Origin of the sequence: Kribbella sp. NPDC056861, assembly GCF_040687575.1 — a bacterium.
GTDB lineage: Bacteria > Actinomycetota > Actinomycetes > Propionibacteriales > Kribbellaceae > Kribbella.
In genome coordinates this window covers 239,982-262,711 of the sequence record NZ_JBFBNQ010000007.1, presented here as the reverse complement: position 1 = coordinate 262,711, position 22,730 = coordinate 239,982, and the positions used below count along the sequence as shown (strand labels likewise).

22 protein-coding genes are annotated in these 22,730 nt (G+C 67.1%); 6 read left to right on the top strand and 16 right to left on the bottom strand.

Annotation, left to right across the window (positions count from 1 at the left end; all coding sequences use genetic code 11):
- Positions 1 to 3: 3 nt before the first annotated feature.
- From AB0P21_RS32875 to AB0P21_RS32865, 3 genes are all read right to left on the bottom strand, one after another.
- Positions 4 to 594, bottom strand: coding sequence for a single-stranded DNA-binding protein (locus AB0P21_RS32875; protein WP_363701750.1), 591 nt, complete (start codon positions 592 to 594; stop codon positions 4 to 6).
- A 94-nt stretch (positions 595 to 688) separates the two neighbouring features.
- Positions 689 to 979: a 30S ribosomal protein S6 gene (gene rpsF, locus AB0P21_RS32870; protein WP_363701748.1), complete on the bottom strand. Its 291-nt coding sequence runs from the start codon at positions 977 to 979 to the stop codon at positions 689 to 691.
- Positions 980 to 1,186: 207 nt separating this feature from the next.
- Positions 1,187 to 1,990: a DUF4241 domain-containing protein gene (locus tag AB0P21_RS32865; RefSeq protein ID WP_363701747.1), complete on the bottom strand. Its 804-nt coding sequence runs from the start codon at positions 1,988 to 1,990 to the stop codon at positions 1,187 to 1,189.
- A 105-nt stretch (positions 1,991 to 2,095) separates the two neighbouring features.
- Between AB0P21_RS32865 and AB0P21_RS32860 the strand changes: the two genes are divergently transcribed.
- A complete protein-coding gene (locus tag AB0P21_RS32860) occupies positions 2,096 to 2,899 on the top strand; it encodes a deoxyribonuclease IV (RefSeq protein ID WP_363701745.1) in 804 nt (267 codons plus the stop codon).
- On the opposite strand, the gene AB0P21_RS32855 is transcribed toward AB0P21_RS32860, so the two are convergent.
- On the bottom strand, positions 2,900 to 3,304 hold the full coding sequence (locus tag AB0P21_RS32855) for a hypothetical protein (protein ID WP_363701744.1): 405 nt from the start codon (positions 3,302 to 3,304) through the stop codon (positions 2,900 to 2,902). It lies immediately after the preceding gene.
- A gap of 68 nt (positions 3,305 to 3,372) precedes the next feature.
- Here AB0P21_RS32855 and AB0P21_RS32850 point away from each other — a divergent pair, with 68 nt between their 5' ends.
- The gene (locus AB0P21_RS32850; RefSeq protein WP_363701742.1) at positions 3,373 to 3,912 is read left to right on the top strand and encodes an NUDIX domain-containing protein; all 540 of its coding nucleotides are present in this window, start codon (positions 3,373 to 3,375) and stop codon (positions 3,910 to 3,912) included.
- Here AB0P21_RS32850 and AB0P21_RS32845 read toward each other — a convergent pair.
- Genes AB0P21_RS32845 through AB0P21_RS32835 form a run of 3 tightly spaced genes read right to left on the bottom strand, consistent with a single transcriptional unit; the run spans position 3,881 to position 6,427 of the window.
- Positions 3,881 to 5,101, bottom strand: coding sequence for an MFS transporter (locus AB0P21_RS32845; protein ID WP_363701740.1), 1,221 nt, complete (start codon positions 5,099 to 5,101; stop codon positions 3,881 to 3,883). The two genes, AB0P21_RS32850 and AB0P21_RS32845, sit on opposite strands and share 32 nt — an antisense overlap.
- A 31-nt stretch (positions 5,102 to 5,132) precedes the next feature.
- Positions 5,133 to 5,849, bottom strand: coding sequence for an SDR family oxidoreductase (locus tag AB0P21_RS32840; RefSeq protein ID WP_363701738.1), 717 nt, complete (start codon positions 5,847 to 5,849; stop codon positions 5,133 to 5,135).
- A gap of 11 nt (positions 5,850 to 5,860) precedes the next feature.
- Positions 5,861 to 6,427 carry a TetR/AcrR family transcriptional regulator gene (locus tag AB0P21_RS32835; RefSeq protein WP_363701736.1) on the bottom strand — a complete coding sequence of 189 codons (567 nt, stop codon included), beginning with the start codon at positions 6,425 to 6,427 and terminating at the stop codon, positions 5,861 to 5,863.
- Positions 6,428 to 6,571: 144 nt separating this feature from the next.
- Here AB0P21_RS32835 and AB0P21_RS32830 point away from each other — a divergent pair, with 144 nt between their 5' ends.
- The 3 genes from AB0P21_RS32830 (at position 6,572) to AB0P21_RS32820 (ending at position 9,700) form a co-directional block, all read left to right on the top strand.
- A complete protein-coding gene (locus AB0P21_RS32830) occupies positions 6,572 to 7,501 on the top strand; it encodes an SDR family NAD(P)-dependent oxidoreductase (RefSeq protein WP_363701734.1) in 930 nt (309 codons plus the stop codon).
- Positions 7,502 to 7,563: 62 nt separating this feature from the next.
- Positions 7,564 to 8,694 carry a peptidoglycan bridge formation glycyltransferase FemA/FemB family protein gene (locus tag AB0P21_RS32825; RefSeq protein WP_363701732.1) on the top strand — a complete coding sequence of 377 codons (1,131 nt, stop codon included), beginning with the start codon at positions 7,564 to 7,566 and terminating at the stop codon, positions 8,692 to 8,694.
- Between the two features lie 4 nt (positions 8,695 to 8,698).
- Positions 8,699 to 9,700, top strand: coding sequence for an alanine racemase (locus tag AB0P21_RS32820; RefSeq protein ID WP_363701730.1), 1,002 nt, complete (start codon positions 8,699 to 8,701; stop codon positions 9,698 to 9,700).
- 38 nt (positions 9,701 to 9,738) lie between these two features.
- On the opposite strand, the gene AB0P21_RS32815 is transcribed toward AB0P21_RS32820, so the two are convergent.
- Positions 9,739 to 10,893, bottom strand: coding sequence for an NAD-dependent epimerase/dehydratase family protein (locus tag AB0P21_RS32815; RefSeq protein WP_363701729.1), 1,155 nt, complete (start codon positions 10,891 to 10,893; stop codon positions 9,739 to 9,741).
- A gap of 138 nt (positions 10,894 to 11,031) precedes the next feature.
- Here AB0P21_RS32815 and AB0P21_RS32810 point away from each other — a divergent pair, with 138 nt between their 5' ends.
- The gene (locus AB0P21_RS32810; RefSeq protein WP_363701727.1) at positions 11,032 to 11,757 is read left to right on the top strand and encodes a class I SAM-dependent methyltransferase; all 726 of its coding nucleotides are present in this window, start codon (positions 11,032 to 11,034) and stop codon (positions 11,755 to 11,757) included.
- Here AB0P21_RS32810 and AB0P21_RS32805 read toward each other — a convergent pair.
- The 8 genes from AB0P21_RS32805 to AB0P21_RS32770 form a co-directional block, all read right to left on the bottom strand.
- Positions 11,675 to 13,909, bottom strand: a complete 2,235-nt coding sequence (locus tag AB0P21_RS32805; protein WP_363701725.1) for a glycosyltransferase family 2 protein — start codon at positions 13,907 to 13,909, stop codon at positions 11,675 to 11,677. The genes AB0P21_RS32810 and AB0P21_RS32805 overlap by 83 nt on opposite strands.
- The gene (locus AB0P21_RS32800; protein ID WP_363701723.1) at positions 13,885 to 14,802 is read right to left on the bottom strand and encodes an NAD-dependent epimerase/dehydratase family protein; all 918 of its coding nucleotides are present in this window, start codon (positions 14,800 to 14,802) and stop codon (positions 13,885 to 13,887) included. The genes AB0P21_RS32805 and AB0P21_RS32800 overlap by 25 nt, the downstream gene beginning before the upstream one ends.
- 87 nt (positions 14,803 to 14,889) lie before the next feature.
- On the bottom strand, positions 14,890 to 15,189 hold the full coding sequence (locus AB0P21_RS32795) for a DUF6086 family protein (protein ID WP_363702331.1): 300 nt from the start codon (positions 15,187 to 15,189) through the stop codon (positions 14,890 to 14,892).
- Between the two features lie 107 nt (positions 15,190 to 15,296).
- Complete coding sequence (locus AB0P21_RS32790; protein WP_363701721.1) at positions 15,297 to 15,617, bottom strand: hypothetical protein; 321 nt, start codon at positions 15,615 to 15,617, stop codon at positions 15,297 to 15,299.
- Positions 15,610 to 17,262, bottom strand: a complete 1,653-nt coding sequence (locus tag AB0P21_RS32785; protein ID WP_363701720.1) for a hypothetical protein — start codon at positions 17,260 to 17,262, stop codon at positions 15,610 to 15,612. The genes AB0P21_RS32790 and AB0P21_RS32785 overlap by 8 nt, the downstream gene beginning before the upstream one ends.
- Positions 17,255 to 19,228: an ATP-binding protein gene (locus AB0P21_RS32780; RefSeq protein ID WP_363701718.1), complete on the bottom strand. Its 1,974-nt coding sequence runs from the start codon at positions 19,226 to 19,228 to the stop codon at positions 17,255 to 17,257. The genes AB0P21_RS32785 and AB0P21_RS32780 overlap by 8 nt, the downstream gene beginning before the upstream one ends.
- A gap of 788 nt (positions 19,229 to 20,016) precedes the next feature.
- A complete protein-coding gene (locus tag AB0P21_RS32775) occupies positions 20,017 to 21,768 on the bottom strand; it encodes a hypothetical protein (RefSeq protein WP_363701716.1) in 1,752 nt (583 codons plus the stop codon).
- A gap of 64 nt (positions 21,769 to 21,832) precedes the next feature.
- A complete protein-coding gene (locus AB0P21_RS32770) occupies positions 21,833 to 22,360 on the bottom strand; it encodes a hypothetical protein (protein ID WP_363701714.1) in 528 nt (175 codons plus the stop codon).
- Between the last annotated feature and the right edge of the window lie 370 nt (positions 22,361 to 22,730).

Genomic DNA, 22,730 nt, shown 5'->3' with positions numbered 1-22,730 from the left:
CGATCAGAACGGCGGCTCTTCCATCGAGCCACCGGAGCTCTGACCGGCCCAGGGGTCGTTCTGCGGCGCGGACTGACCGCCACCGCCGCCCTGGTTGCCGCCACCCGCGGGAGTCGCCCAGGGGTCGTTCTGCGGGGCGCCGCCACCTTGGTTGCCGCCGAAGCCGCCGCCTTGGTTGTTGCCGCCACCGCCACCACCGAAGCCACCGCCGCCGCCTTCGCCACCGGACCGCGAGGCCTTGGTGACCTTGGCGGTCGCGCTGCGGAGGCTCGGACCGACCTCGTCGACGTCGATCTCGAAGACCGTGCGCTTCTGGCCCTCACGGTCGTCGTACGAACGCTGCTTCAGCCGGCCCTGGATGATGACCCGCATACCGCGCTGGAGCGACTCGGCCACGTTCTCCGCGGCCTGCCGCCAGACGGAACAACTCAGGAACAGCGATTCGCCGTCCTTCCATTCACCGGACTGCCGGTCGTACGTCCGCGGGGTCGACGCGACGCGAAAGTTCGCGACGGCCGCACCGGACGGGGTGAACCGGAGCTCCGGGTCGTCGACAAGATTGCCGACCAGTGTGACGACGGTTTCGCCTGCCATTTTGCCGTTCCTCCTGCTTTCGGGTGTGACTGCGTCCACAGCTATCAGTAGCGGCTGGCGCCGACAGTTCTGAGAGCTGCTGACGACCCCAGGGTTACTTCTGGTCCGGGCGGATGACCTTGGTGCGCAGGATCGACTCGTTCAGCGTGAGCTGACGGTCGAGCTCCTTCACCACCGCCGGCGTGGCGGTCAGGTCGATGATGGCGTAGATGCCTTCGGACTTCTTCTTGACGTCGTAGGCCAGCTTGCGGCGGCCCCAGATGTCGACCTTCTCTACCGTCCCACCTTCCTTGCGGACGATGTTCAGGTACGTGTCGAGCGACGGCTCAACGGTGCGCTCTTCGAGCTCAGGGTCGAGAATCACCATGACTTCATAACGACGCATGCGCGAACTCCACCTCCTTCGGACTTTGGCGGCCACGGTCTTTCCGTGGCAGGAGGGCGATGCGTGCTCGCCACCGACAATCGCCGTCGGCGCCGAGCGGGGTCAAGCAGTAAGCCCGGTCGAAGGACCGGGCCCACACCAACAGAATACCAGCGCCCGGACGCGCTCTTGACCACTATCCACAGGCCTGTTTCCGGCCCGGCGGGGTCACTCGCGACCCAGCAACCTCGACAGCAGACCCCGCTTCGGCGCCTCGCCGCCGCCTCCGGCCGGTACGGCGGCAGCTCCGGCCGGCCCAGCCGCGGCCTCGCCTACCTCAGCCTCGGCTGCCTCGTCGTCATCATCATCGTCGTCCTCGGCATCGACCTCGCCGACCACCAGCAGATCGATGTGGATCGCCAGCACCTGCCCGGCCGCGTCCAGCGTGCTCAGCACCGGGTAGTACCCGTCGCCCCACCCCGAGTGCGCCAGTACGACGTTCTCCCCCGCCGTGGCGGCCGGCATCACGATGTTCGCGCAGCCGGCGATCAGGTGGTCCTCGGAGTCCATCAGCGCGAACCAACTGTCGTCCGTGCCGTCGTCGAAGACGTCCTCGTACCAATCCCCCTCCGGCATCGCGCTCTTGACGGCCTCGGCATCCGCGAAGCCCACCGTCCCCGCGTCCACCGGCACCGCCAGGTACTCGTCGTCATCCAGCACCCGATCGGCGCCCGAAGCCGCGGCCACCGACACCGCCTCCCCGTCAGCCAGTACGACGCTCAGATACGCCTCGCGCCGATGACTCCCGTCCTGCTCGTCCGACACGTCGGCGACCGTCACCCGGACCGGGTAGTCCCCCGGCGGGATGTCGACGACAGCGCAGTCGCCGAGGTTCACGAACGGGTCGCTGGCCTCCAGACGGCCGCTCGGCACACGCAGTACGCCGAGGTCGTGCACGGTCAGGGTCCAGTTGTCCTTGCCGACCTGGACAGGCCCAGGCAACAGGGCGCGGAAGCTCTCAGCTGTTGGCATCCCCGAAGGCTACGGACGCGCACCGACAGCGCGGTACTGCGGTTCGGATTTTGCCGGGCGGCGAGGGATTGCGGGACTGTCGGTGGGCGGTCTTAGGGTGTCGGCATGAGTCTGAGACTGGGTGCGCACGTCGAGCAGAACGACCCGCTGGCCGAGGCCGCCGACCGGGGGGCGAACCTGGTCCAGTTCTTCCTCGGCGACCCGCAGGACTACAAGGCGCCCAAGGTCGCGTACGCCGACGGCGCCGAGGCGCTCAAGGTCCGCGCGGAGGCGGAGGGCATCGACCTCTACGTGCACGCGCCGTACCGGCTGAACGTGGCGACCCTGAACAACCGGATCCGGATCCCCAGCCGCAAGCTGCTGCAACAGACCCTGGACAAGGCGGCCGAGATCGGCGCCAAGGGGGTCATCGTGCACGGCGGACACGTCGGCGAGGACGACGACCCCGAGGCCGGGTTCGACAACTGGCGCAAGTGCATCGAGCGCGCCGAGCTGCCGGTCCCGCTGCTGATCGAGAACACCGCCGGCGGCGAGAACGCGATGGCCCGCAAGCTGGAGCGGATCGCGCGGCTGTGGGACGCGGTGCAGGGTTCCGGCAACGAGTACGTCGACCGGGTCGGCTTCTGCCTGGACACCTGCCACTTCCACGCCGCCGGCGAGGACCTGCCGACCGTGGTCGAGAAGGTCGTCGCGATCACCGGCCGGATCGACCTGGTGCACGCGAACGGCTCCCGGGACGCGTTCGGCTCCGGCGCCGACCGGCACAGCAACTTCGAGGAGGGCGAGATCGACCCGGCCGAGATCGTCGCGGTGGTCAAGGCCGCCAACGCTCCCGTCGTGGTCGAGACCCCGAACGGCGACCACGGTCAGAAGGCCGATATCGACTACCTGCGGTCACACCTCAAGTAGTCAGGCAGGGTCAGCCGGCGGACGGTTGAGGTTGTGGAGCCAGTAGGTGATGCCCCACGGCAGAAGTACCGCCAGTCCGCCGGTGTCGCGGTCGGGGATCAGGATGTCGGCCCCGACCACGACGACCAGGCAGATGGCTGACAGCTGGAAGAGATTCATCGGCCCGACCTGCTTGCCCAGCGTGACTCTTCCCAGCGCGCAGGCGACGTACAGTGCGGTCAGCGCGACGAGGGTGAGTGCCGCCAGGGCGACGCCGAACCAGGCGAGTGGCCGGTAGTCCGCGGCCGACTTGGTGATGTCGGAGACCAGGAAGCCGCCGATCAGCACGGTGAGCACGGCACAGGCCCAGTAGAGGCGGACAGTGGTGCGCTGGACGCGCTCGGGATTCGGTTCGGCAGCAGCCATGCGCCGGACGGTATCGCAGACCGGCAACCCGGCCGGGAACTGAACCAGCGGCAGACCAGAATGGCCCGATGCAGACCTGGGCCGAGCAGTTCCCCGACTTGTACGCACCCGGCCACTGGGGCTGGGGTGAGCTCGACGTCCAGTTCGAGACCGAGCAGCCGCCGCAGGAGCTGATCAGCAACGCCCACATCGTCGGCCGGACCGAGGGCGGCATCGTCGTCTGCGAGAACGACGTGGGCTGGCGCTTCCTGCCCGGCGGCACCCGGGAGCCGGACGAGACGATCGAGCAGCTGGTCGCGCGCGAGATCCGCGAGGAGGCCGGCGCCCGGGTCACCGGCCCGCTGGTCTGGCTCGGCGGGCATCGCGCCGATCACCGGAAGCCCGCGCCGTACCGGCCGCATCTGCCGCACCCCGTCTCGTACTGGGCGAACTACGTCGTCGACGTCGTGGTCGACAGCGAGCCGACCAACCCGGACGACGGCGAGCAGGTCACCGAGGTGCTGGTGCTGCCACCGGACGAGGCGATCGCCTACCTCGACGCGATGGACGACAACGACGGCGTGATGGGCAACCTGGTCAGACTGGCTCGGGCAATGGGGCTGGTCTAGCCGACTTCCAGGGCAGCACGAAGGCGCTGACCAGGCAGAGCACTCCTGCGATCGCCATCGCCGTACGGATGCTGGTCAGCGCCGCCAGTACGCCGCCCGCTGCCATGAACGCGGGCTGCACCGACCGCGACGTGATCGACCACGAGGTGATCACCCGCGCCATGAACCCGTCCTCGGTCACATCCATCCGGTACGTCGCGAAGGACGGGTTGAACGCGCCAGCGGCGACCAGCAGCAACGTCTCGGCCACGATCAACAGCACGAAGCCGTCCAGACCAGGCGTCGCCAGGGGCAGCAACAGCAACCATGGCGTCCGCAGTACGCCGAAGATCAGCAGCATCCGGTGCAGCCCGAGCCGCCGAGTCAGCCGAGGCGCGAACCACGCGCCGAGCACACCACCGAGGCATGGCAACCCAGCCACCAGACCGTATTGCCAGGCCTGCATGTGCAGATCCCGCAGCATCAGCACGGGCAGCAGCGGCGACACCATCATCACCGGGCCGCCGAACAGTTGCGAGTTCCAGAACAGTGAACGCAGCCCGCGATGACGCCAGATGTAGCGCCAACCCGCAGTCAGGTCACGCTTCGTCTCACGCGGGAGCGGCACCGGTTCGGGCTCGCGAATGCGGCGGACGCCAACAGCGGACAGCAGATACGACACGGCATCGACCACCAGCGTCAGCGGAGCGCCGATCAGGCTGACCAACGCGCCACCGATCGGCGGCCCGACGCTCATCGTCGTCCAGGTGGTCGACTCGAACCGGCTGTTCGCCTCGGCCCGCCCCGCGGCCGGCACCAGCGCCTTGAGATGCGCGCCGCTCGCCGCCGTGAACGCGATCAGCGCGGCCGCCTGGATCACCCCGACGACACAGAGCTGTGGATAAGTCAGCAGATCGAGCATCGCCGCGACCGGCACGCTCAGCAGCGCGACGAACCGTACGACGTCCGCCGCGACCATCACCGGCCGCTTGCGGCGCTGCTCGATGAAGTCACCCATCGGCAACGCGAGCACAGCGCCCACCACCGCCGACAACGCGGCCAGCAGCGACACCTGGAAAGCGCTCACGTCGAGCACGAGCAAGGCGACCAGCGGCAGTGCGCCGTACCCGATGCCGCTCCCGATCGCGCTGATCGCATACGCGGCCCACAGCCGCCGGAAGTCCTGACCCAGAGCAACAGCAGACGGCATCCGCCGATCGTAGAAGCCGCCGCCGACAGAATCAGCGCAGGTTGAGCCCGCCGTCGAGCAGGATCACTTCACCGGTCAGATACTGGTGCGCGGCGATCATCGCGATCAGGTCGGCCACGTCCGCCGGCTGCGCGGCCCGGCCCATCGGACTGACGGTTTTCCACAGCTCCTGCGCCTCGGTCCAATCAGCTGTCAGCGGAGTATCCACAAGCCCAGGCGCCACCGCATTAACCCGTACTCCGGGCCCCAGCGCCGCGGCGAGCAACTTGGTGACATGGTTCAGCGCCGCCTTGCTCGCGGCGTACGCGATCGAGCTGCCCTTCGGCCGGACACCGGCATGGCTGGTCACGTTGACGATCGCGCCCTGCGCGTCGCGGAGCGCGGGCAGCGCCGCGGTACACAGCAGCCACGGCGCGATCAGGTTGACCTCGAGTAGCCGACGCCAGTCCGCGGCAGACAACCCGTCGAGGTCGGCATGTGGCACCGGCCAACTGATCCCAGCGTTGTTCACCAGTACGTCGAGCCGCCCATGCGCGTCCAGCACCGCTGGCACCAACCCCGCAGCCTGGTCTTCCTGCGACAAGTCGGCCTGCAGGTAGGTCCCACCCAGCTCCGAAGCCAGCGCGAGCCCGGCCTCCCGACTGCTCCGCGAGTGCACCACCACCTGGAAACCGTCAGCGGCAAAGCGCCGTACCGTCGCCGCTCCGATCCCAGAGGTCGACCCGGTCACCAATGCGACCTTCTGCATGGACCAACCCTTCAGCCGCGGTAGCGCAGACCGTCCAGCAGCAGATCGAGCAACCGGCCGGTCTGCTCGCTGTTGGAGCCGGCGGCGAGCCCGACTCCGCTCAAGCTCATCAGCACGTCTTCGGCCGCGAAGTCCGAGCGGATCTCACCGGCCGCGGCGGCAGCCTCCAGCAGCGGCTGGATCGCGCCGACCAGTAACTCGAAGCTGTGCGCATACGGATCGGCGCCGGAGGCGATCAGCGCCCGAAGCGCGTCGGCCATCCCGATCTTGCGGGTCATGAAGTCGACGAAGCGCCCCATCCAGGCCCTGGTCGCCTCGACCGGCGGCATCGCGGCGAGCAGCTCGGGAGCGGCGGCGCAGACGGTGGCCAACTCGTTGCGGTAGACCGCCTCGACCAGCGCCTCCCGGGTCGGGAAATGCCGGTAGAGCGTGCCGATCCCGACGCCGGCGTTCTTGGCGATGCCCTCCAGCGTCGCGTCGGCGCCACAGTCGGTGAAGGCCTGACCGGCCGCGTCGAGCAGCAGGTCGCGGTTGCGCTGGGCGTCCGCGCGCAGCGGCCGCTCACTTGTCGCGCTCATCGGACCCCCTCTCGACACCTGACTGGACCACGAACCTAGCCGAACCGACCGGCGGCTTGTGAAACGGAGGTTCCTCCGCTTAACTGGAGTTCCACCGGAGGCTCCTCCGGTTAACTCTAGCGCGCAGCAGGAACGGATACTTCGATGAGCAGAATCACCACCCCCTTCACCCGCGCCTCGACCGCGGCCGAGGTGCTGGCCGGCGTCGACCTGACTGGTCGGCGAGCGGTCGTCACCGGCGGCGCCTCCGGTATCGGCGTCGAGACCGTGCGGGCACTCGCGGCCGCCGGAGCCGAGGTGACACTGGCCGTCCGCAACACCGCGGCGGGCGAGCGGGTCGCCGCCGAGATCACCGCATCGACCGGCAACCAGAGCCTGTACGTCGCCCCGCTCGAGCTCGCCGACCGCGAATCGGTGCGCGCCTTCGGTACGAACTGGCGAGGCCCGCTGCACATCCTGGTCAACAACGCCGGCGTGATGGCCGAGCCACTGACCCGTACGCCGGAAGGCTGGGAGCACCAGTTCGCGACCAACCACCTCGGCCACTTCGGTCTCGCACTCGCACTGCACCCCGCGCTCGCGGCGGCCGGCAACGCCCGGATCGTCGCGGTCAGCTCGTCGGCCCACCACCGGTCGGGGATCGACTTCGAGGACATCCACTTCGAGCGTCGCCCGTACGACGCCTGGATCGCCTACGGCCAGTCCAAGACGGCCAACGCGCTCTTCGCCGTCGAGGCGGCCAAGCGCTGGGCCCCGGACGGGATCGTCACCAACTCCCTGATGCCGGGCGGAATCATGACCGCCCTGCAGCGGCACGTCGACTTCGAGAACGACCCGGCCCTCAAGGCCGCCGTCGAAGGCTTCGAGTGGAAGACGCCGGAGCAGGGCGCCGCAACCTCGGCCCTGCTGGCCGGGTCGCCGCTGGTCGACGGCATCACCGGCCGGTACTTCGAAGACAACAACGAGGCCGAGCGGAGCGTAGTACCGGGTGTGTCCGGGGTGGCCGCGCACGCGCTCGACCCGGAGGCCGCAACCCGGCTCTGGGAGCTGTCCGAAGTGTTGCTAGCTGAGTAATCCACGGTCAGGTTTCCGGCTCAGCTACGGTCTGAGGCCGCGGGCCGGTAACCTGACCGACCGTGAGTGACTTGAGCATCCGGACCATCTCCGCCGAGCAGCACGCCGCCTATCTCGCGGCGCAGCCCTCGGCGAGCTTCCTGCAGACCCCCGGGTGGGCGGCGGTGAAGAGCGAGTGGAAGGCCGAGTCACTGGGCTGGTTCGATCCGGCCGCTCCGAACGACCTGGTCGGCGTGGCGCTGGTGCTCTACCGGCAGATGCCGAAGGTCAAGCGCTACCTGGCCTACCTGCCCGAGGGCCCGGTGATCGACTGGGACGCGATCGACCTCGGCCGCTACCTGCGCCCGCTGGCTGCGCACACCGCCGAGCAGGGCGCGTTCGGGCTGCGGATGGGCCCGCCGGTGCCGACCCGGCGCTGGACCGCGAAGACGATCAAGGACGCGATCGCCGGTGGGCAGCAGCCGAAACTCGGCGATGTCCGCCCGGACGTGATCGAGCCGTCCGGCGCGACCGTGACGGCCCAGCTCCGCGCGCTCGGCTGGAAGGCGCCGAAGACCGGCGAGGGCTTCGCCGCGGGACAACCGCAGTACGTGTTCCAGGTGCCGCTGGCGGGCAAGACCCCGGAAGACCTGCTGACCGGGATGAACCAGCAGTGGCGCCGCAACATCAAGAAGTCGGCCAAGCTCGGCGTCGAGGTCACCCAGGGCACGATCGAGGACCTGAAGGCCTTCCACGGCCTCTACCTGGAGACGGCCGAGCGGGACCACTTCACGCCGCGGCCGCTGCCGTACTTCGTCAAGATGTACGAGGCGATGGCCGACCAGCCGGCCGACTGCTGCGACTTCCGGGTCTACAACGCCCATCACGAGGGCGACCTGGTCGCCTCGACGATCTGGGTCCGGGTCGGTGGTCACTCCTGGTACTCCTACGGAGCCAGCTCGACCGCCAAGCGAGACGTCCGCGGATCGAACGCGATCCAGTGGCGGATGATGTCGGACGCCCTCGCCGAGGGTGCGTCCGTGTACGACCTACGGGGCATCACCGACACCTTGGACGCGAACGACCCGCACGTCGGGTTGATCCAGTTCAAGGTCGGCACCGGCGGCGAGGCCGTCGAGTACGTCGGTGAGTGGGATCTGCCGTTGAACAAGGCGCTTTACACCGCATTCGACCTCTACATGAGACGGCGATGACAACATGCCCCTGATCCTGCACATCGATTCCGATCGGTGGCGCGACCATCTACGTTCCACGTGGAACCCCGACATCGTGCCGGTCGCCAAAGGCAACGGGTACGGCGTCGGCAACACCCGGCTGCTGGCCGAGTCCCGTGCACTCGGTGCCCGGACCGTCGCGGTCGGCACCTACACCGAGGTCCCGCCGGACTTCAAGGACGACGTCATGGTGCTCTCGCCGTGGCGGCCGTTCCTGGAGATCCCGCAGGGCAAGAACATCATCCACACGGTCGGCCGGCTGGCCGACCTGGTCTCGATCCCGGCCGGCAGCCGGGTGCTGATCGAGGTGCAGACCTCGATGCACCGGCACGGGATAGGCGCTCGCGAGCTGCGGCACACGATGCTCCTGAACGCACTGGACCGGATCAAGTTCGAAGGCTGGTCGCTGCACTTCCCGATGGGCGCGGGCGGCACGTCCGCGAACATCCGGGAGGCTCAGGAGCTCGGTCGCGCCGCCCGGGCGGTCCGCAACGGGCCGCTGTGGGTCTCCCACGTCCCGGTCCAGAAGCTCGCCGACATCGGCGAGAACGTGAAGCTCCGGATGGGCACCGGCCTCTGGCTCGGCGACCGTGGCGCCTTCACCGTCCGGGCGACGGTGCTCGACGTGCACTCGGTCCGCCGCGGTGAGCGGGTCGGCTACCGGCAGCGCCGGGTGGCCGGCGACGGTCACATCCTGGTCGTCTCCGGCGGTACCGCGCACGGCGTCGGCCTGGAGGCCCCGACCGCGGCGGCCACCGTCCGGCAGCGCGCGATCGCGATGGCCAAGGGCAGCCTGGACGCCGCCGGGATGGCGTTGTCGCCGTTCACGATCGAGGGCAAGCAGCGCTGGTTCGCCGAGCCGCCGCACATGCAGGCGAGCATGCTGTTCCTGCCGTCCTCGGTGGCCCCGCCCGCCGTCGGCGACGAGGTCGGCGTCGACGTCCGCTACACCACCACGAACTTCGACAAGGTGTCGATGGACTGAGCCGTGGGCGGTCATCCGGCCGGATGACCGCCGTTCGCTCAGGTTTTCAGACCGCCCCGCCACTGGACGGTCGGGAGCAGCGCGGACAGGTTCACCCGGTCCTTGTGCTCGGCCACGATCGGGAACATCGACTCGATCAGCGTCTCCGAGAGCAGGTGCGGCTGCAGGCCGAGGCCGACCAGGCCGGTGTGCTTGACGTTGTAGTAGTGCTCCGGCTGCTCGACCCGCGGGTTCTCCAGGTGGTCGACCTGCACCGGGCCGGGGAAGCACTCGGCGACCTTCTCGGCGATCTGGCTGACCGAGTAGCTCTCCGTCATCTGGTTGAAGACGCGGAACTCGCCCACGTCGGCCGGGTTCTCGACCGCCAGCCGGATGCACTCGATGGTGTCCCGGATGTCCAGCAGGCCACGGGTCTGCTGCCCGGTGCCGTAGACGGTCAGCGGCTCGCCGAGCACGGCCTGGATGACGAAGCGGTTCAGCACCGTGCCGAACACGGCGTCGTAGTCGAACCGGGTGGCCAGCCGCGGGTCCTGCACGGTCTGCGGCGTCTGCTGCCCGTAGACCACACCCTGGTTGAGGTCCGTCACCCGCAGCCCCCAGACCCGGCAGCCGAACTCCAGGTTGTGCGAGTCGTGCACCTTGCTCAGGTGGTAGAAGGAGCCCGGCTTCTTCGGATAGAGCATCCGGTCCTTGCGGCCGTTGTGCTCGACCTCCAGCCAGCCCTCCTCGATGTCGATATTGGGCGTGCCGTACTCGCCCATCGTGCCGAGCTTGACCAGGTGGATCTGCGGGTCGAGCTCCGCGATCGCGTACATCAGGTTCAGGGTGCCGATCACGTTGTTCTGCTGCGTGTAGACGGCGTGCGCGCGGTCGATCATCGAGTACGGCGCGGCCCGCTGCTCGGCGAAGTGCACGATCGCCTCGGGCTTGAACTCGGCCACCACCCGATAGACGAACTCGGCGTCGCACAGATCACCGGTGTACGCCGTGATCTGCTGCCCGGACACCTCCTGCCAGGCGGCGACCCGGGTCTCGAGGTCTTCGATCGGCACCAGGCTGTCGACCCCGAGCTCGCGGTCGTAGCCCCGGCGCGCGAAGTTGTCGAGCACCGCCGTCTGATGTCCGCTGTCGGACAGGTGCAGTGCAGTCGGCCACCCCAGGTAACCGTCACCACCCAGGACGAGAACGCGCACGGACCAACCGCCTTTCGAACGAAAAATCTTGCTTTGTCCTGTCATGTGTACCCAACCAGCACCGGAAGCACCTGACGGGAAGCTGGCAATCTGCTGTGAATCCACAGCGGTTGGGGTCCGGGTTGCACAATGGGCCCGATGCAAGAACACAACGGAGCCTTCAGCAACGCCACCGGCCGCAGCCTCGAGCAGGGCGGCGCCGACCAGCCGCGCTACCGGCGGTACCAACGAGAACTGATCGCGCCGTACTGCGGACGCTCCGTGCTCGAGGTCGGCGCCGGCCTGGGCGAGTTCGCCGCGCAGTTCACCGGTCTGGACCGCTTGGTGGTCACCGATGCCGACCCGGGCGCCGTCGCGCTGCTGGACCAGCGGTTCGCCGACCGCCCCGAGGTCGAGGCCCAACAATTTGCCCTGGGCAATGATTTTTCGCTGGCCGAGCCGGTCGAGTCGGTGATCGCGATCAACGTGCTGGAGCACATCGAGGACGACGCGGCAGCCCTTGCGTCGTTGGCGAAACTCGTCGTCCCCGGCGGGAGCATCGTGCTGTGGGTGCCCGGCTACCAGCAGCTGTACGGCGAGTTCGACCGGCGGGTCGGGCATTTCCGCCGCTACACGCCGGCAACCGTCACCGATGCGGTCCGGCGGGCCGGGTTGCAGGTCGAGATCGCGAAACCGGTCAACCTGCTCGGCGGAATCGCTTGGTGGGCAGCCGTCCGGCGCGGCGGCAGCACGGCGCCGAACCCGAAGCTGGTGGCGATCTACGACAGGTTCGTAGTACCGGTCACGCGGGCGGTCGAGCGCCGGATTCCCGTGCCCTTCGGCCAAACCGTACTGTGCGTGGCACGTACTCCCGCCACCACGTAGTGGTCATCACCCGCGCGTAGTTGGCGCCGTAGACCAGCCCCGGTCCCTTCTTGCTGGTCCCGTCTCCCCTGCGCCGCATGGTCATCGGCAGCTCGACCACTCGAGCACCACTGGCCAGTACTCCGAGCAGCAACTCCGACGACTGGTACTGCGGCTCGCGCAGCGTCACCTTGCAGGCCAGCCCCGCCCGCATCGCGCGGAACCCGAAGGACGTGTCGGTCAGGCGCCTGCGGGTCAAAATCGACGCCAGAGCAGCGAAAACGCGAACACCGAGCCAGCGCAGCCGACTGTCGGCATCCTCTGCCCCCAGCCGACGTGAGCCCGTGACGAAGTCCGCCTTGCCCGCCAGGATCGGCTGCAGCAGGACATCGAGCTCGTCGTTGTCGTACTGGCCGTCCGCATCCGTCGTCGCGACGTACTCCGCTCCGCCCTGCCCGGCCAGCTGATAACCGAGCCTGAGCGCTGCACCCTGGCCACGGTTGCGCGGGGCAACACAGACATAGGCACCTTGCGCGACTGCGATCTCAGCGGTGTTGTCCTCGGCACCGTCCACCACCACCAGTACGTCGACCGGCAGCCCGGCGCACGTCTTGGGCATCCCGGCCAGCACCGGACCGATCCCACCGGCCTCGTTGTAGGCGGCGATCACCACGACGATCGGCGCGAACACCACCTCCCCGTGCCTGGCCCGGAAGTCGTCCAGCGCCTCGGAGTCGGTCTGATCCGGATAACTCCCCAGGGCCGGCCGCGCCTGGTCCTTGCCGAGGATCGCCCGGAGCCCGATCGCTCCGGCCAGCGGGAACAGCACCAGCCCCGGCAGCTGGTACCGCCACGAGAACTCGAACGCCGCAGAGCCCAGCAGCAGGATGACCCCGGCCGCCACCGGCAGCAGCGCCGCCGAGCGAAGCCGTGACTGCTTCGCTCGACCGACACCGGCTACTGCGGCCAACGCGATCAGTACGGCGATGCCCAGGGCCAGGCCCGAGGTGTAGCCCCCGTTGAGTTGGTAGGCACGCAGTACTGCGGCAGGGCCGTGGTTGACGTGGGGCGACATGCCTCCCCACTGCTCCGCCGCCTTGGCCGTATTGGGGTCCTCAAGGTTCGGGTAGGTCAGCTGGAACTGCCAGCGCTCCAGCGGCACATCATCCGGCGACGTGGTCCTGGTCGGCGCGAAACCCTTGGCGAAGTCCTGCAGAGCCGCCCAGGCGACATCGAACGGCTGATGCTTGATCACCAGGGCACTGAACTCCTGGGCCAACTCCTGCTTGGTGGTCCCCGGCGGCAGCGGCCCCGGCCAGTTGGGATCGCCGTAGCGGTTGTGCGCGTACTTGTCGACGCCCAGGCGCTGCCCGAGCGGCTCCTCCGGGCAGAAGAGCTTGGTGCCTTCGTTGAGCGGCAGCTTGGCGCAGTCGGCCACCACTGCGGTGCGGCCGTAGAGGACCTGGTTCTCCGCACCCGAGATGGCCCACTTGCCGGTCTCGCTGTGCACGTAGTTGACGTAGGCGCCGAAGACGAGGGCGAAGCCGGCCAGGCAGGCGGCGGTACGCAGTACGAGCCTGGTGCGGTGGTGCCGCCAATCGGAGCCGACCACTACGAGGTACAGCAGCGCCGCCACGATCAGGGTGAGCCCGATAGTCCGCACTGCGAAGGCTGCGCCCAGGAGCAGGCCCGCCAGCAGTGCCCGCTTCCAGCCTGGCTTGCCCCAGCCAAGGAGAGCCCAGAGCACTCCGACGAGCAGTACGTCGAAGGTGGTCTCAGCCATGATGTTCTGCTCGATCTGCACCTGGTAGGCGTCGAGCAGGATCGGGGCCGCGGCCAGGGCTGCCAGCCACTTGTACACAGTCAGCCTGCGCGCCAGCGGGTAGATGGCGACGCCGATGGCCAGCCCGGCGAGGTGCTGTGCGATCACCACGCCGGTGAGGCCACCTAGGTCGACCAGTGGCTTCAGGACGAAGTCGTAGCCGATCGGGTTGAGCTGGGCCGGGCTCAGGTCCTGCATGTTCTTCAGGTACTGCACCGAGTCGGTGTAGATGATGGCCGGCCGATAGGCGACGGTCGCCAGCACACGCAGTACCAGGCTCGCCACCAGGAAGGTGACGAGCAGCCAGTGGGCCCGGAGGGCGTGTCTTACTGGGATTGGAAGTACTGCCACGTCCGGGCCAGGCCGTCCTCCAGCGAGACCGTCGGCCGGTAGCCGAGCCGGTCCGCACTCGCGGTCACGTCCACGATCACCGCCGGCATCTCCCCGTCCGGCGCCTCCACATGCTCAGCCGGTACTGCGGCGCCGGTGACCGTGCGCACGGTGTCGACCAGGTCGAGCACGGACACCGAGTTGCCGGAGCCGATGATGGCCCGGCCGTCGAAGCGGTTGTCCAGCGCGAGCAGCACGGCGGCAACCACGTCGTCGACGTACACGAGGTCCCGGCGCTGCTTGCCGTCGCCGTAGATCTCCACACTGCCGCCACTGAGGGCTGCCCGCATCATCCGCGGCACGAAGCTGTCCTTGTGGCCCATGCCCGGTCCGTAGACGTTGGTGAACCGCAGAGCCGCCGTCGCCAGGTCGTAGCTCCCGGAGTACGCCGAGAGCAGCATCTCCGCCGCAGCCTTCGTCGCCCCGTACGGCGTGAGCGGGCGCAGCGCCTGGTCGACAGTGATCGTCTCCTCGCCCACGTCGCCGACCACGGCATTGGTGGAGGCCAGCACGAAGCTGTCGACCCCACTACCCCGGGACAGCTCGAGCAGCACCTGGGTGATGGTCACGTTCTCGGCAAAGGTCCGCATCGGGGAGCCGACGGAGCGCAGTACCGAGGTCATGGCCGCCAGGTGCACCACTGCCCGCGGCCGAGTCTCGAAGGCCGCGATGCAGACCTCCTGCTCCGACAGTTCACCGGTGATCACCGTGACGCCCTCGTCCCAAGCCGGATCCGGCGCCTCCCGGTCCACCGCGGTCACCGGTAGATCCCGCTCCCGCAACGCCGCCACCACGGCCCGCCCGATGAAGCCGGCGGCACCCGTCACGAGCACCCTGTCGTCGAATCCGTCCATGTCCGCCAACCTACCCGCGTGGCCAGAACCGGTCGCCACCCGCGCAACCCACCACCCTTCATACCGAGTTGAGCAACAACACACATCTCAACTCGGCATGGAGCGCGCAAGCCCTTCCGCGTACTCCAACCAACCACCTGCGGCGAGTCGCTCCTTCGAGACCCTGAGCACAGCGGACCGCTGCGCCAGGACCAGGGCCGTCCCGATGTATCCCTTCAGCAGACTGTGCAGCACAGGGTGATTCGTGCCGTCGTGCAGATCGACGAGGGCCTCCACGAACTCCGCGAAGAGGGCTCCGTCAATGGCAACCTCGTCGTCCAGCACGTCACCCAACCCAGAACTCCGTTTGGTGACCTCTTCAAAGACGCGCGTCTGCCCGACGAATATCCGACCTACATTGTTGGAGGGATTCCAGACCTCGGTCTCGCCAACCTCAAAGATGACGCTGATCTCTCCACCCTCACCTTCGACCTACCCGACATTTGCCAGAAGTGCTAGCTGGGCGGGACTGCACCTGGATAGAGCTGGCGCCAAAGGGTTGCCAGAAACTCGTCGTCATTACGTTCGTCATACTCGGCCGCAGTACTCAATGCCAGCGGATGAAGACCCTCCCGATCACCTTTGATCAACCTGACAAATTCTTGCTTGAAAACCGCCAGGTCAGCGTCATCCTCCCGATCTGCCTTCGCGCGTCGAATTAGAGCTTCAAAATTGTCATACCGAATCTCCGGATGATAATACTTCTCCAGGAAATTCAGAAAAACCGCGAAGGGAGCAGTCTTGTCCTTCAGCCAGTAGCGCTCAATCTCAGGCATTCTCTGCTACTCCTTCAGGTTTTGTGGCCGGCGCTTGGGGGAACATAGTGGCGACCTCATAGCTCTGACTGTGCGAGTTGGACAGGAATCTGAACACAAATGTACCGCCCTCAAAGCTCGGTATCCGCTCAGCCGTCGGCTCGGGGATTCCGGCCAGATCGAGCCCTTGCCTCCGCGCCATGACCCATTCTTTTCGCATAGCGCGAGACTCCGGCCACTCACCTTGCAGACGATATCCTGAACAGTATTGATGGCCATCAGGGCCAAGCAGATCGGTGATGGGTATCTCCACTGCGTCTGGCCGCTCGTTCTCATCCCACGCCTGGTCCAGGACATCCCGCAGAGCGGGGTGTTCGACGGCGCGGGCGAACGCCACAGCGAAGGCGGTCGCGTCGTGCACCCTGGTCGTGTCCACCCCACAGAGGTGGACCTGTCTCGCCTTCAGCCCATCGATGCTTCGCTCGCGCTTGGCAGGATCCAGTTGCGCCGGATCCTCGAGATAGGCCACACGGCGTTTCTGGATCTCGTCGCCACCCATTGCCCCATGCCGATAGTGCGAGTGCCCACTGCCAAGGTCGAGTGCCACATAGATCCGTTGGATCTTTGGATCACACGTCACTGCCGGCGCCAGCCACGGCCGGTCTTCTTGATTCGCCTTGATGTACTCAACCGCGTCCTGGTCAGCCATCTCAACAAACTGATCGTCACTCTCCGGAGCATCACCTGCTGCCTGACTGTGATCAGCCGGACGAACGGGCAGATTGGCACGCCGCGGATCCCAGCGGTCCACGACCTCCTTCGCGCGCTCGTCACCGATCTGTCGGTCAAGACTGAACCCTTTCGAGTCTGTCTCGTGATCGGCCCGCTCCGGCTTCTCCTGCTGCCTGTCGGCAGCGGCCACACCTTCCTCATCTTCAGCCGCCGAGGGAGCGACACTGTCCTCCTCGGCCTTGTCATCTCGGTCAACCGGGTCGGTCCGGTCAGCAGGTGGGGCGTCGTCTGCGTCCGTCTTGAGCAACTCATCGCTGGTAACAGAGATTGCGCCATCGCTTCGTCGGTCGTCGGTCGCCGGTCGGGCTTCATCCAGACCTAGCGGTCGCTCTATGGCGCTCGACCCCTCGACCTCGGCCTTGCGCATCTCCTGTACTTCATTCGGCAGAGAATGACCCCGGCCTAGGTGAGGTCTTCCTGGTTGATCACTGGCGCCTTGGTCTGAATCATCGGTGGAACGAATTGCCGAGGCTTGTTCCGCACCCGCCAGGTCCAGCCGGGCGACCGTGTCATCTGCCATTCGGACATCACGATCTGCGACATCATGTCGTCCGGCGACCTCAAAGCGAGATACCTCAAGCTGGTCGTTTTCCCGGGGGTGGGAACCTGATTGCTTGGCCGCGGAGTCCTCAGATCGCTTCTCGACCTCGCGATGAACATGCTCCAACTCATGACCGGCTGCATGGCGCGCGAAGGTGTCGTCCTTGAGCATCTGAGCCCGCAGGTCTTTGGTGGCGCTGCGATCCGCGGATCTGTCGTCATCGTTGGCCCGCTCTGTAGCTCGCGGTTCCCGCAAACTATCCTCAGTCGGCTGGCGTTCAAGGCGAGGATCTGGCACGTCCTCTCGATGGTGACTACGGTCCAGCTCAGCCATTCGAAACGACTCCTGCGGTGCTTTTTGCCAGCTGGAATATGTACCGGTGCCACTGGAGAGGTATATCGAGGATGGCGGCCGCCTCGATCAACTGCTCCGTGAAGCCGTCGGCACCCGACAACTCCGCTACCAGGCGGGTGATGTTCCCATCGCCATGCAGCAAGGCCGTTCCCGGCGTCCGGGCTCCTGGACGCAAAAGGTAGCTCTCGCACTGCGCCTCGATCGTGTCCCCTCGCAGACGCAAGCCTCGACTTGCCCATTCCGCTGTCAGTGGGTGCGGTTGGTCGGCGGGGCCAGTGAACTTGTAGAGGGCCTCGGCCACATCGGAGAACCTGTAGCGTCCTGCCTGCCATTCTGTCTCGACTGTCTCGCAGACCACCTCGCGGCCGACCAAGGCTCCCGCCGCAACTTCCGCGAGATGCGCCATCAGCGCTTCGGGCCGGTACGTCGAGCCAATTGATCGGGCCCGGCCTGAGACCGCTCGGGTGACAGTCTCGGCCACCACGCACTCGAGCTGGCGGACCGAAAGTTCAGCGACCATCACGCTGCGATCTCGCGGTTTCGGGCTGGGGAGCCCGGCTAGGTGCGCCACGGTGAGCAGCTCCACCCAGAGCGCAAGCTCCGAGTGGAGCTCAACCCAGTCATACGCGCGTCCCATCTCACGCAGATCGCACGGATGCTTCAGGCAACTCGCTCCGCAAGCGCCCGTCCGGCGTCCGACAGTCGCGACCGTCGGCGGCTTGGCTGCGCGCAGCTCACGATCTTCGCCCAGTGGAATCCTGGCCAGCACCGGCCTGTCCATACCATCGGCGAACACCACGGCTTGCCCGGGCGCGAGTGACACGACGGCACGTGACTGGGCCTCGCCGAGATTCATCGTCGCACCGATCTGCTCACGATCGTCGGCGGCCGGCAATCGGTGCAGGATCTTCAAGGCCGAGTTCTTCACCACATCGGAGATCAGTTTGCTCGGGATCTGCTCGGCCACCACGATTCCCTCGCCGTAGGCTCGGACCTCAGCCAAAAGCCCGGCGAACATCTCCACGGCGTGACCGGCCGGCGCTCCGTTGGCGGTCGCTTTGAGCAGCCGATGCGCCTCCTCGACCACGGTGACATGTCGAAGACCGGCAGAGCCACCAGCGGCGGAGTGCCGAACCCTGAGGTACTCGACCAGCCGGATCAGCACGATGCCCATACAGAAGGCCTTGTCCTGGTCGTCCCCGACGTCCTCCAGCTCGAGAACGACGTTCCTGCTCAGCAGGTCCGCCATATCCAGCGGGTGCCCCCCGCCGAGGAACCGGCCGGGAGTTCCCAGCAACAGAGACGTCAGCCGGACATCGACGAATCCCCGCACGTCCGCCGCCAGTTCGGCGCCGTACCCGATGTCGTCGATGACCTCGCCGGCGGTGCGCTGCAGATCGACAAGAGTGGGGAAGCGCGGTGGTGGTCCGTCAGAACTCGGGCTGCTCAGAGCGAGGTTCCACCCCAGAGAGGTGTAGCAGCGCATCAGTGCTTGGCTCAGCACCTGCGGAAACGGCTCGTTGGCCTCGAAGGCCGCGAGGAACAGAGCGCGCACCAGGTCAAGGTGGGTCTGGAGAGGAAAGCCGGCTTCAGGCTCCAGCGGGTTCAGACTCAGGGGCACTGCCGCGATGTCGCCCAAGCGGATGACCGCCACGTCGGCATCCGGTCCCAGCCGACCGGCCATCGCTGCGTATTCCGCCTTGGCCGGCTCGATGACCAGCCAAGGAACCGAGGCAGCATGAAGGCCTTCGAGCAGGTGCCTGACCGTCTGCGATTTTCCTGATCCGGTGGCCCCTGCCACGAGAGCGTGCCTGTTCAGTGTCGACAACGGGATGTCGACGCTGGCAGCTGATCGGCCGCCGAGATCGATGACGTCGCCCAGCGGCACTCCGCCGGACGGAGTCTCAGGAGTTTGGTCGAACCGAATCTGCTCCACGATGCGCACACCCGGGATCTCGCGGAGAGGAGGCCTGGCGATCGCAGTCAGCAGATCGCCGGTCGCGTCCAGGACGGCCGCTTTGGCGTACACCTCCTCAAGCTCGCCCGGATCGTCGGACGGCGACAGCGAGTACGGCGTCAGCTGGAGGTCAGCCGCTCCGGACAACGTGTGGGCGACAGTCCTGGCGGACGTCTCGTCCATTGCGCCGACCAGAATTCGGACCTGCCACATCCCCCCGGGCGCAGCCGAGAAATCGCGGTACTTCGACCGATTCCGCTCGAGCTCGACGGCCTCGCGGCCCGAGATCTTCTCCCGGTCCAGCCCGACTGTGATCCGTAGATGCAGGTCGTCAAGGAGCTCATCCCGCTCGGTGGCTGCAGTGGGGGTAGCCACGACGAGCCACGCGAACGGCAGGTCCTCCAAAGCTTCGAGCAGGTCCTCCAGCAGGCCGCTCGGATCCGCATCCGAGGCGGGGAGCATGCTGAGAACATCGTGCTGTGCGTTGACGGCCAGCCAGCAAGGCATCGTCGCGGGCTGGGCCGCGATCCCCCGGGCACCGGACGGATAGGGCACCCTGCCCCGACTGTCGGGTTCGAACCCAAGACGTATCTCCACTGGACCTGATGGTTCGGTTCGTAGCCAGCAGCAACTGAACGGCCTGCCAGCAGAAGCAGCCGCTGTGAGTCCCGGCAGGAGACTTCGCTGTAGAGCCGTCAGCCGTTGGGAGGGAGAGCTTTCCGGGTCGCCCGGCATCGGAACTTCGGTCAGCCGGAAGGACGGCAACTCCAGAGGACTCATTCGCGACCGAGCCGCGGATCGCAATCGCCGAGCCGCGGGCTGGCCGGATCACGAGGGTCGACCATGATGAACGCGGTCGGCGACAATCCCTGCAGGACGGTCGGCTCGACCGCGTACTCGTAGGTCCGCTGGTGTCCGACCGAGGTGCTCTCGTTCGTGCCCTGCTGAGTCGACGTGGAAACCGACTCCGACCAGGAGGTACCGCCAGTGGTACTGACCGAGTACTGCTCGCCGGTGCTCTTGCTCCCCGAGCGATGTCTCCTGCTGAACAGCAGTCCGAAGGTTGTCTGCCTTGAGTCCGAGCTCTGGACACCGGCCGATTCCGCGGTGGACGAGCTGTTGCCCCGCGTGGTGTTGTCAGAGGTTCCGACGGAGGTACTGGTCCCACGCGAGTAGGTGAACTGGCTGGCCACCAAGCGATGCTGACGCCCGATGAAGGTCGCCGCCTGCTCGGCCTCCTTCGCGTTTCCGAGTCTCATGAAGACAACGGCGTCCCCTCCTCCAAGGAGGTCCACCGCATCGTCGCGAAGGTGTGAGAAGAGCAGGACCAGCCGAAGGTTGTTTCGCCGGCACAGTCCGTCGAAGCGTTCCAGGTCGGCTCGCGGAATCCCGTCGGCTCCCGCAATCAGGACGACGCGCTCACCATTCCCGGTCAGCTCGCCGCGCTGCACATGGCAAGCGACGACCTGGAAGATCACCTGCCGTAGCAGGGCGGCCGTCAATTGCGGCTCACGGTCCGACATCTGCATCAGCCGCAGAGAAATGCCTTCGTCGGTCCAGCTGTCCACCGGTTCGGACCCGCCACTGCCGGCCAACCTCTTCACCCCAGCGGCCAGGCGAAAGAGCCGCGGTTCAGCGGTGCGCCGCGCAGCCTCGCTCAAGAAGTCGGTGATCGCGCTGTACTCCGGCCTGCTGAGTTCTCGACGGTCGTCCGGCCCGAGTTGCCGTAGCGCGACCTGCAGCGCGAGATGCAGCCGCCCGAAGGTCACCGGTCCGTCGGTGAGGCACTCGGCAAGGTGCTGGACCAGGGTCGCGTCCACGTCCCTTGAGTCATCCTTGCCCGAATCAGCTCCGTACAGCGACTCCGCGACGACGACTCCGATCTCCTCCGCGCTCAGATCCGCGAGCAGATTCAGGGCTCGCTGCTCGTCCGGCACCGTCGTGGTCCGAATCGGAGCACCGAACGATTCCGCCATCCGCCGGAGCGGCTCGGCCACGCCATCCTGGGTCAGATCCACAACGGTCAGCCGTGCACCGGCACTCATCAGCGAGCTACCCATCGCAAGCAAGGTCGCTCGCCAGCCCGTCGCGGAACCTCCGTAGAGGTCGACCCGCTCCTTGGTCGATGGTGCCACTGGCACCCAGGGCGCGACGGAAGTCGCCCGACTTTTCCCGATCCGCTCCTGTTCGCCGAGTTCGTGCTCCCACACCCGGACGTCGTCCTCGAAGCGCTGGAGGGACTCGGCGCAGGCCGCTGCCCACAGCTGATGCTCACGACGAGTCGAGCGCCTCAACTGGGCCGGCCTCCCCCACCGCCACCACGCGAGTCCGGCGGTCAGAGCTCCTGGTGCGAGGGCAAGCAGCGGGCTGGTCGTCACTGCTGTGACGCCGGTCCCGAGTGCTGCGGCAAGGACTACGGAGCTGAGACGCGGCCCCGACCGGAGTGCACGCTCCCGCCGACCCTCCAGCTTCGCCAGTGCGGCCGGGACGGGAATCGTGGGCAGCGGCGGCTGAGTTTCCTCCACCATGACCACCTCTTGGCCGCGATACTCCCAACCCCACTGTTCGGTCGGGACCACGGCAAGTGCGGGCTCAGCCACGTCGCATCACGACCGAGGTCGCCTCTTCCCGTTGAACGCTCAGCTGGTCCTGATCGGGAGGAGCAAGACCGTTCAGGAGCACTCCACGAGCAAGCTCTGACAGCACCCTCTCCGCTGAGGTGATGGTCGCCCTCGCCTGACCGGTCAGCTGATCTCGATCCTCGTCCTCGGCCGGCGTGAAGCGATGCCGGCATCCGGCGCAGTGCGTAGCAGAGTTCTCGACCCAGGCGCGACAGCGTGGACAACGCCGCGCCTCGAGTATCTGCTCGGCTCGCGACAAACGCACGCGCTCCGACAGCGCGCGCTGCCATCGCAGTTCGGCTTGCGGGAGGTAACCAACCAACTGACTGTCGCTGAGAGTCTTGCCCCCTTTGGCGCGCGCCGCGGCCACCAACCGCGCAATCGCGTCTCGGTGCGCCCGCGAAGTTCGTCCGACGGGACCGACAGTGACCAGCAGAGGAAACCAGCCGAGCGTCTGAAGACGCAGCAGATCTCCACCGCGGCTCCATTGCAGGCTCACGCTGGAACTCGAGGCCGGGTCAGCTATCCACCCGGCCGGATGGAGACTTCCATCGAACAGTCGTCGCTGCGCTTCGCCGAGAGCAGGCTGAGGAATCAGAAAATGCGTGTGGCCGCGAACAGCCCCCGGCCGCGCCGACTCCATCCTCACTCCCCGCTCTCGCAGTTTCGACCTGTCGACGGTGGCCGCCCCAGATCACCCGAAAGCCACAATAGTTACCTTCCGTGCCTGTCGCACCACCAGTTGAATCTCCCTGTGGATAACTTCGTACTGCACCGGTGCCGCAAGCGGTCAGCGACGAACTCTTGACCAGGGGTGATCACGATAGGCAAGATCAGCCCGGACGCGGGCTGACAACCTTGTCATCGGG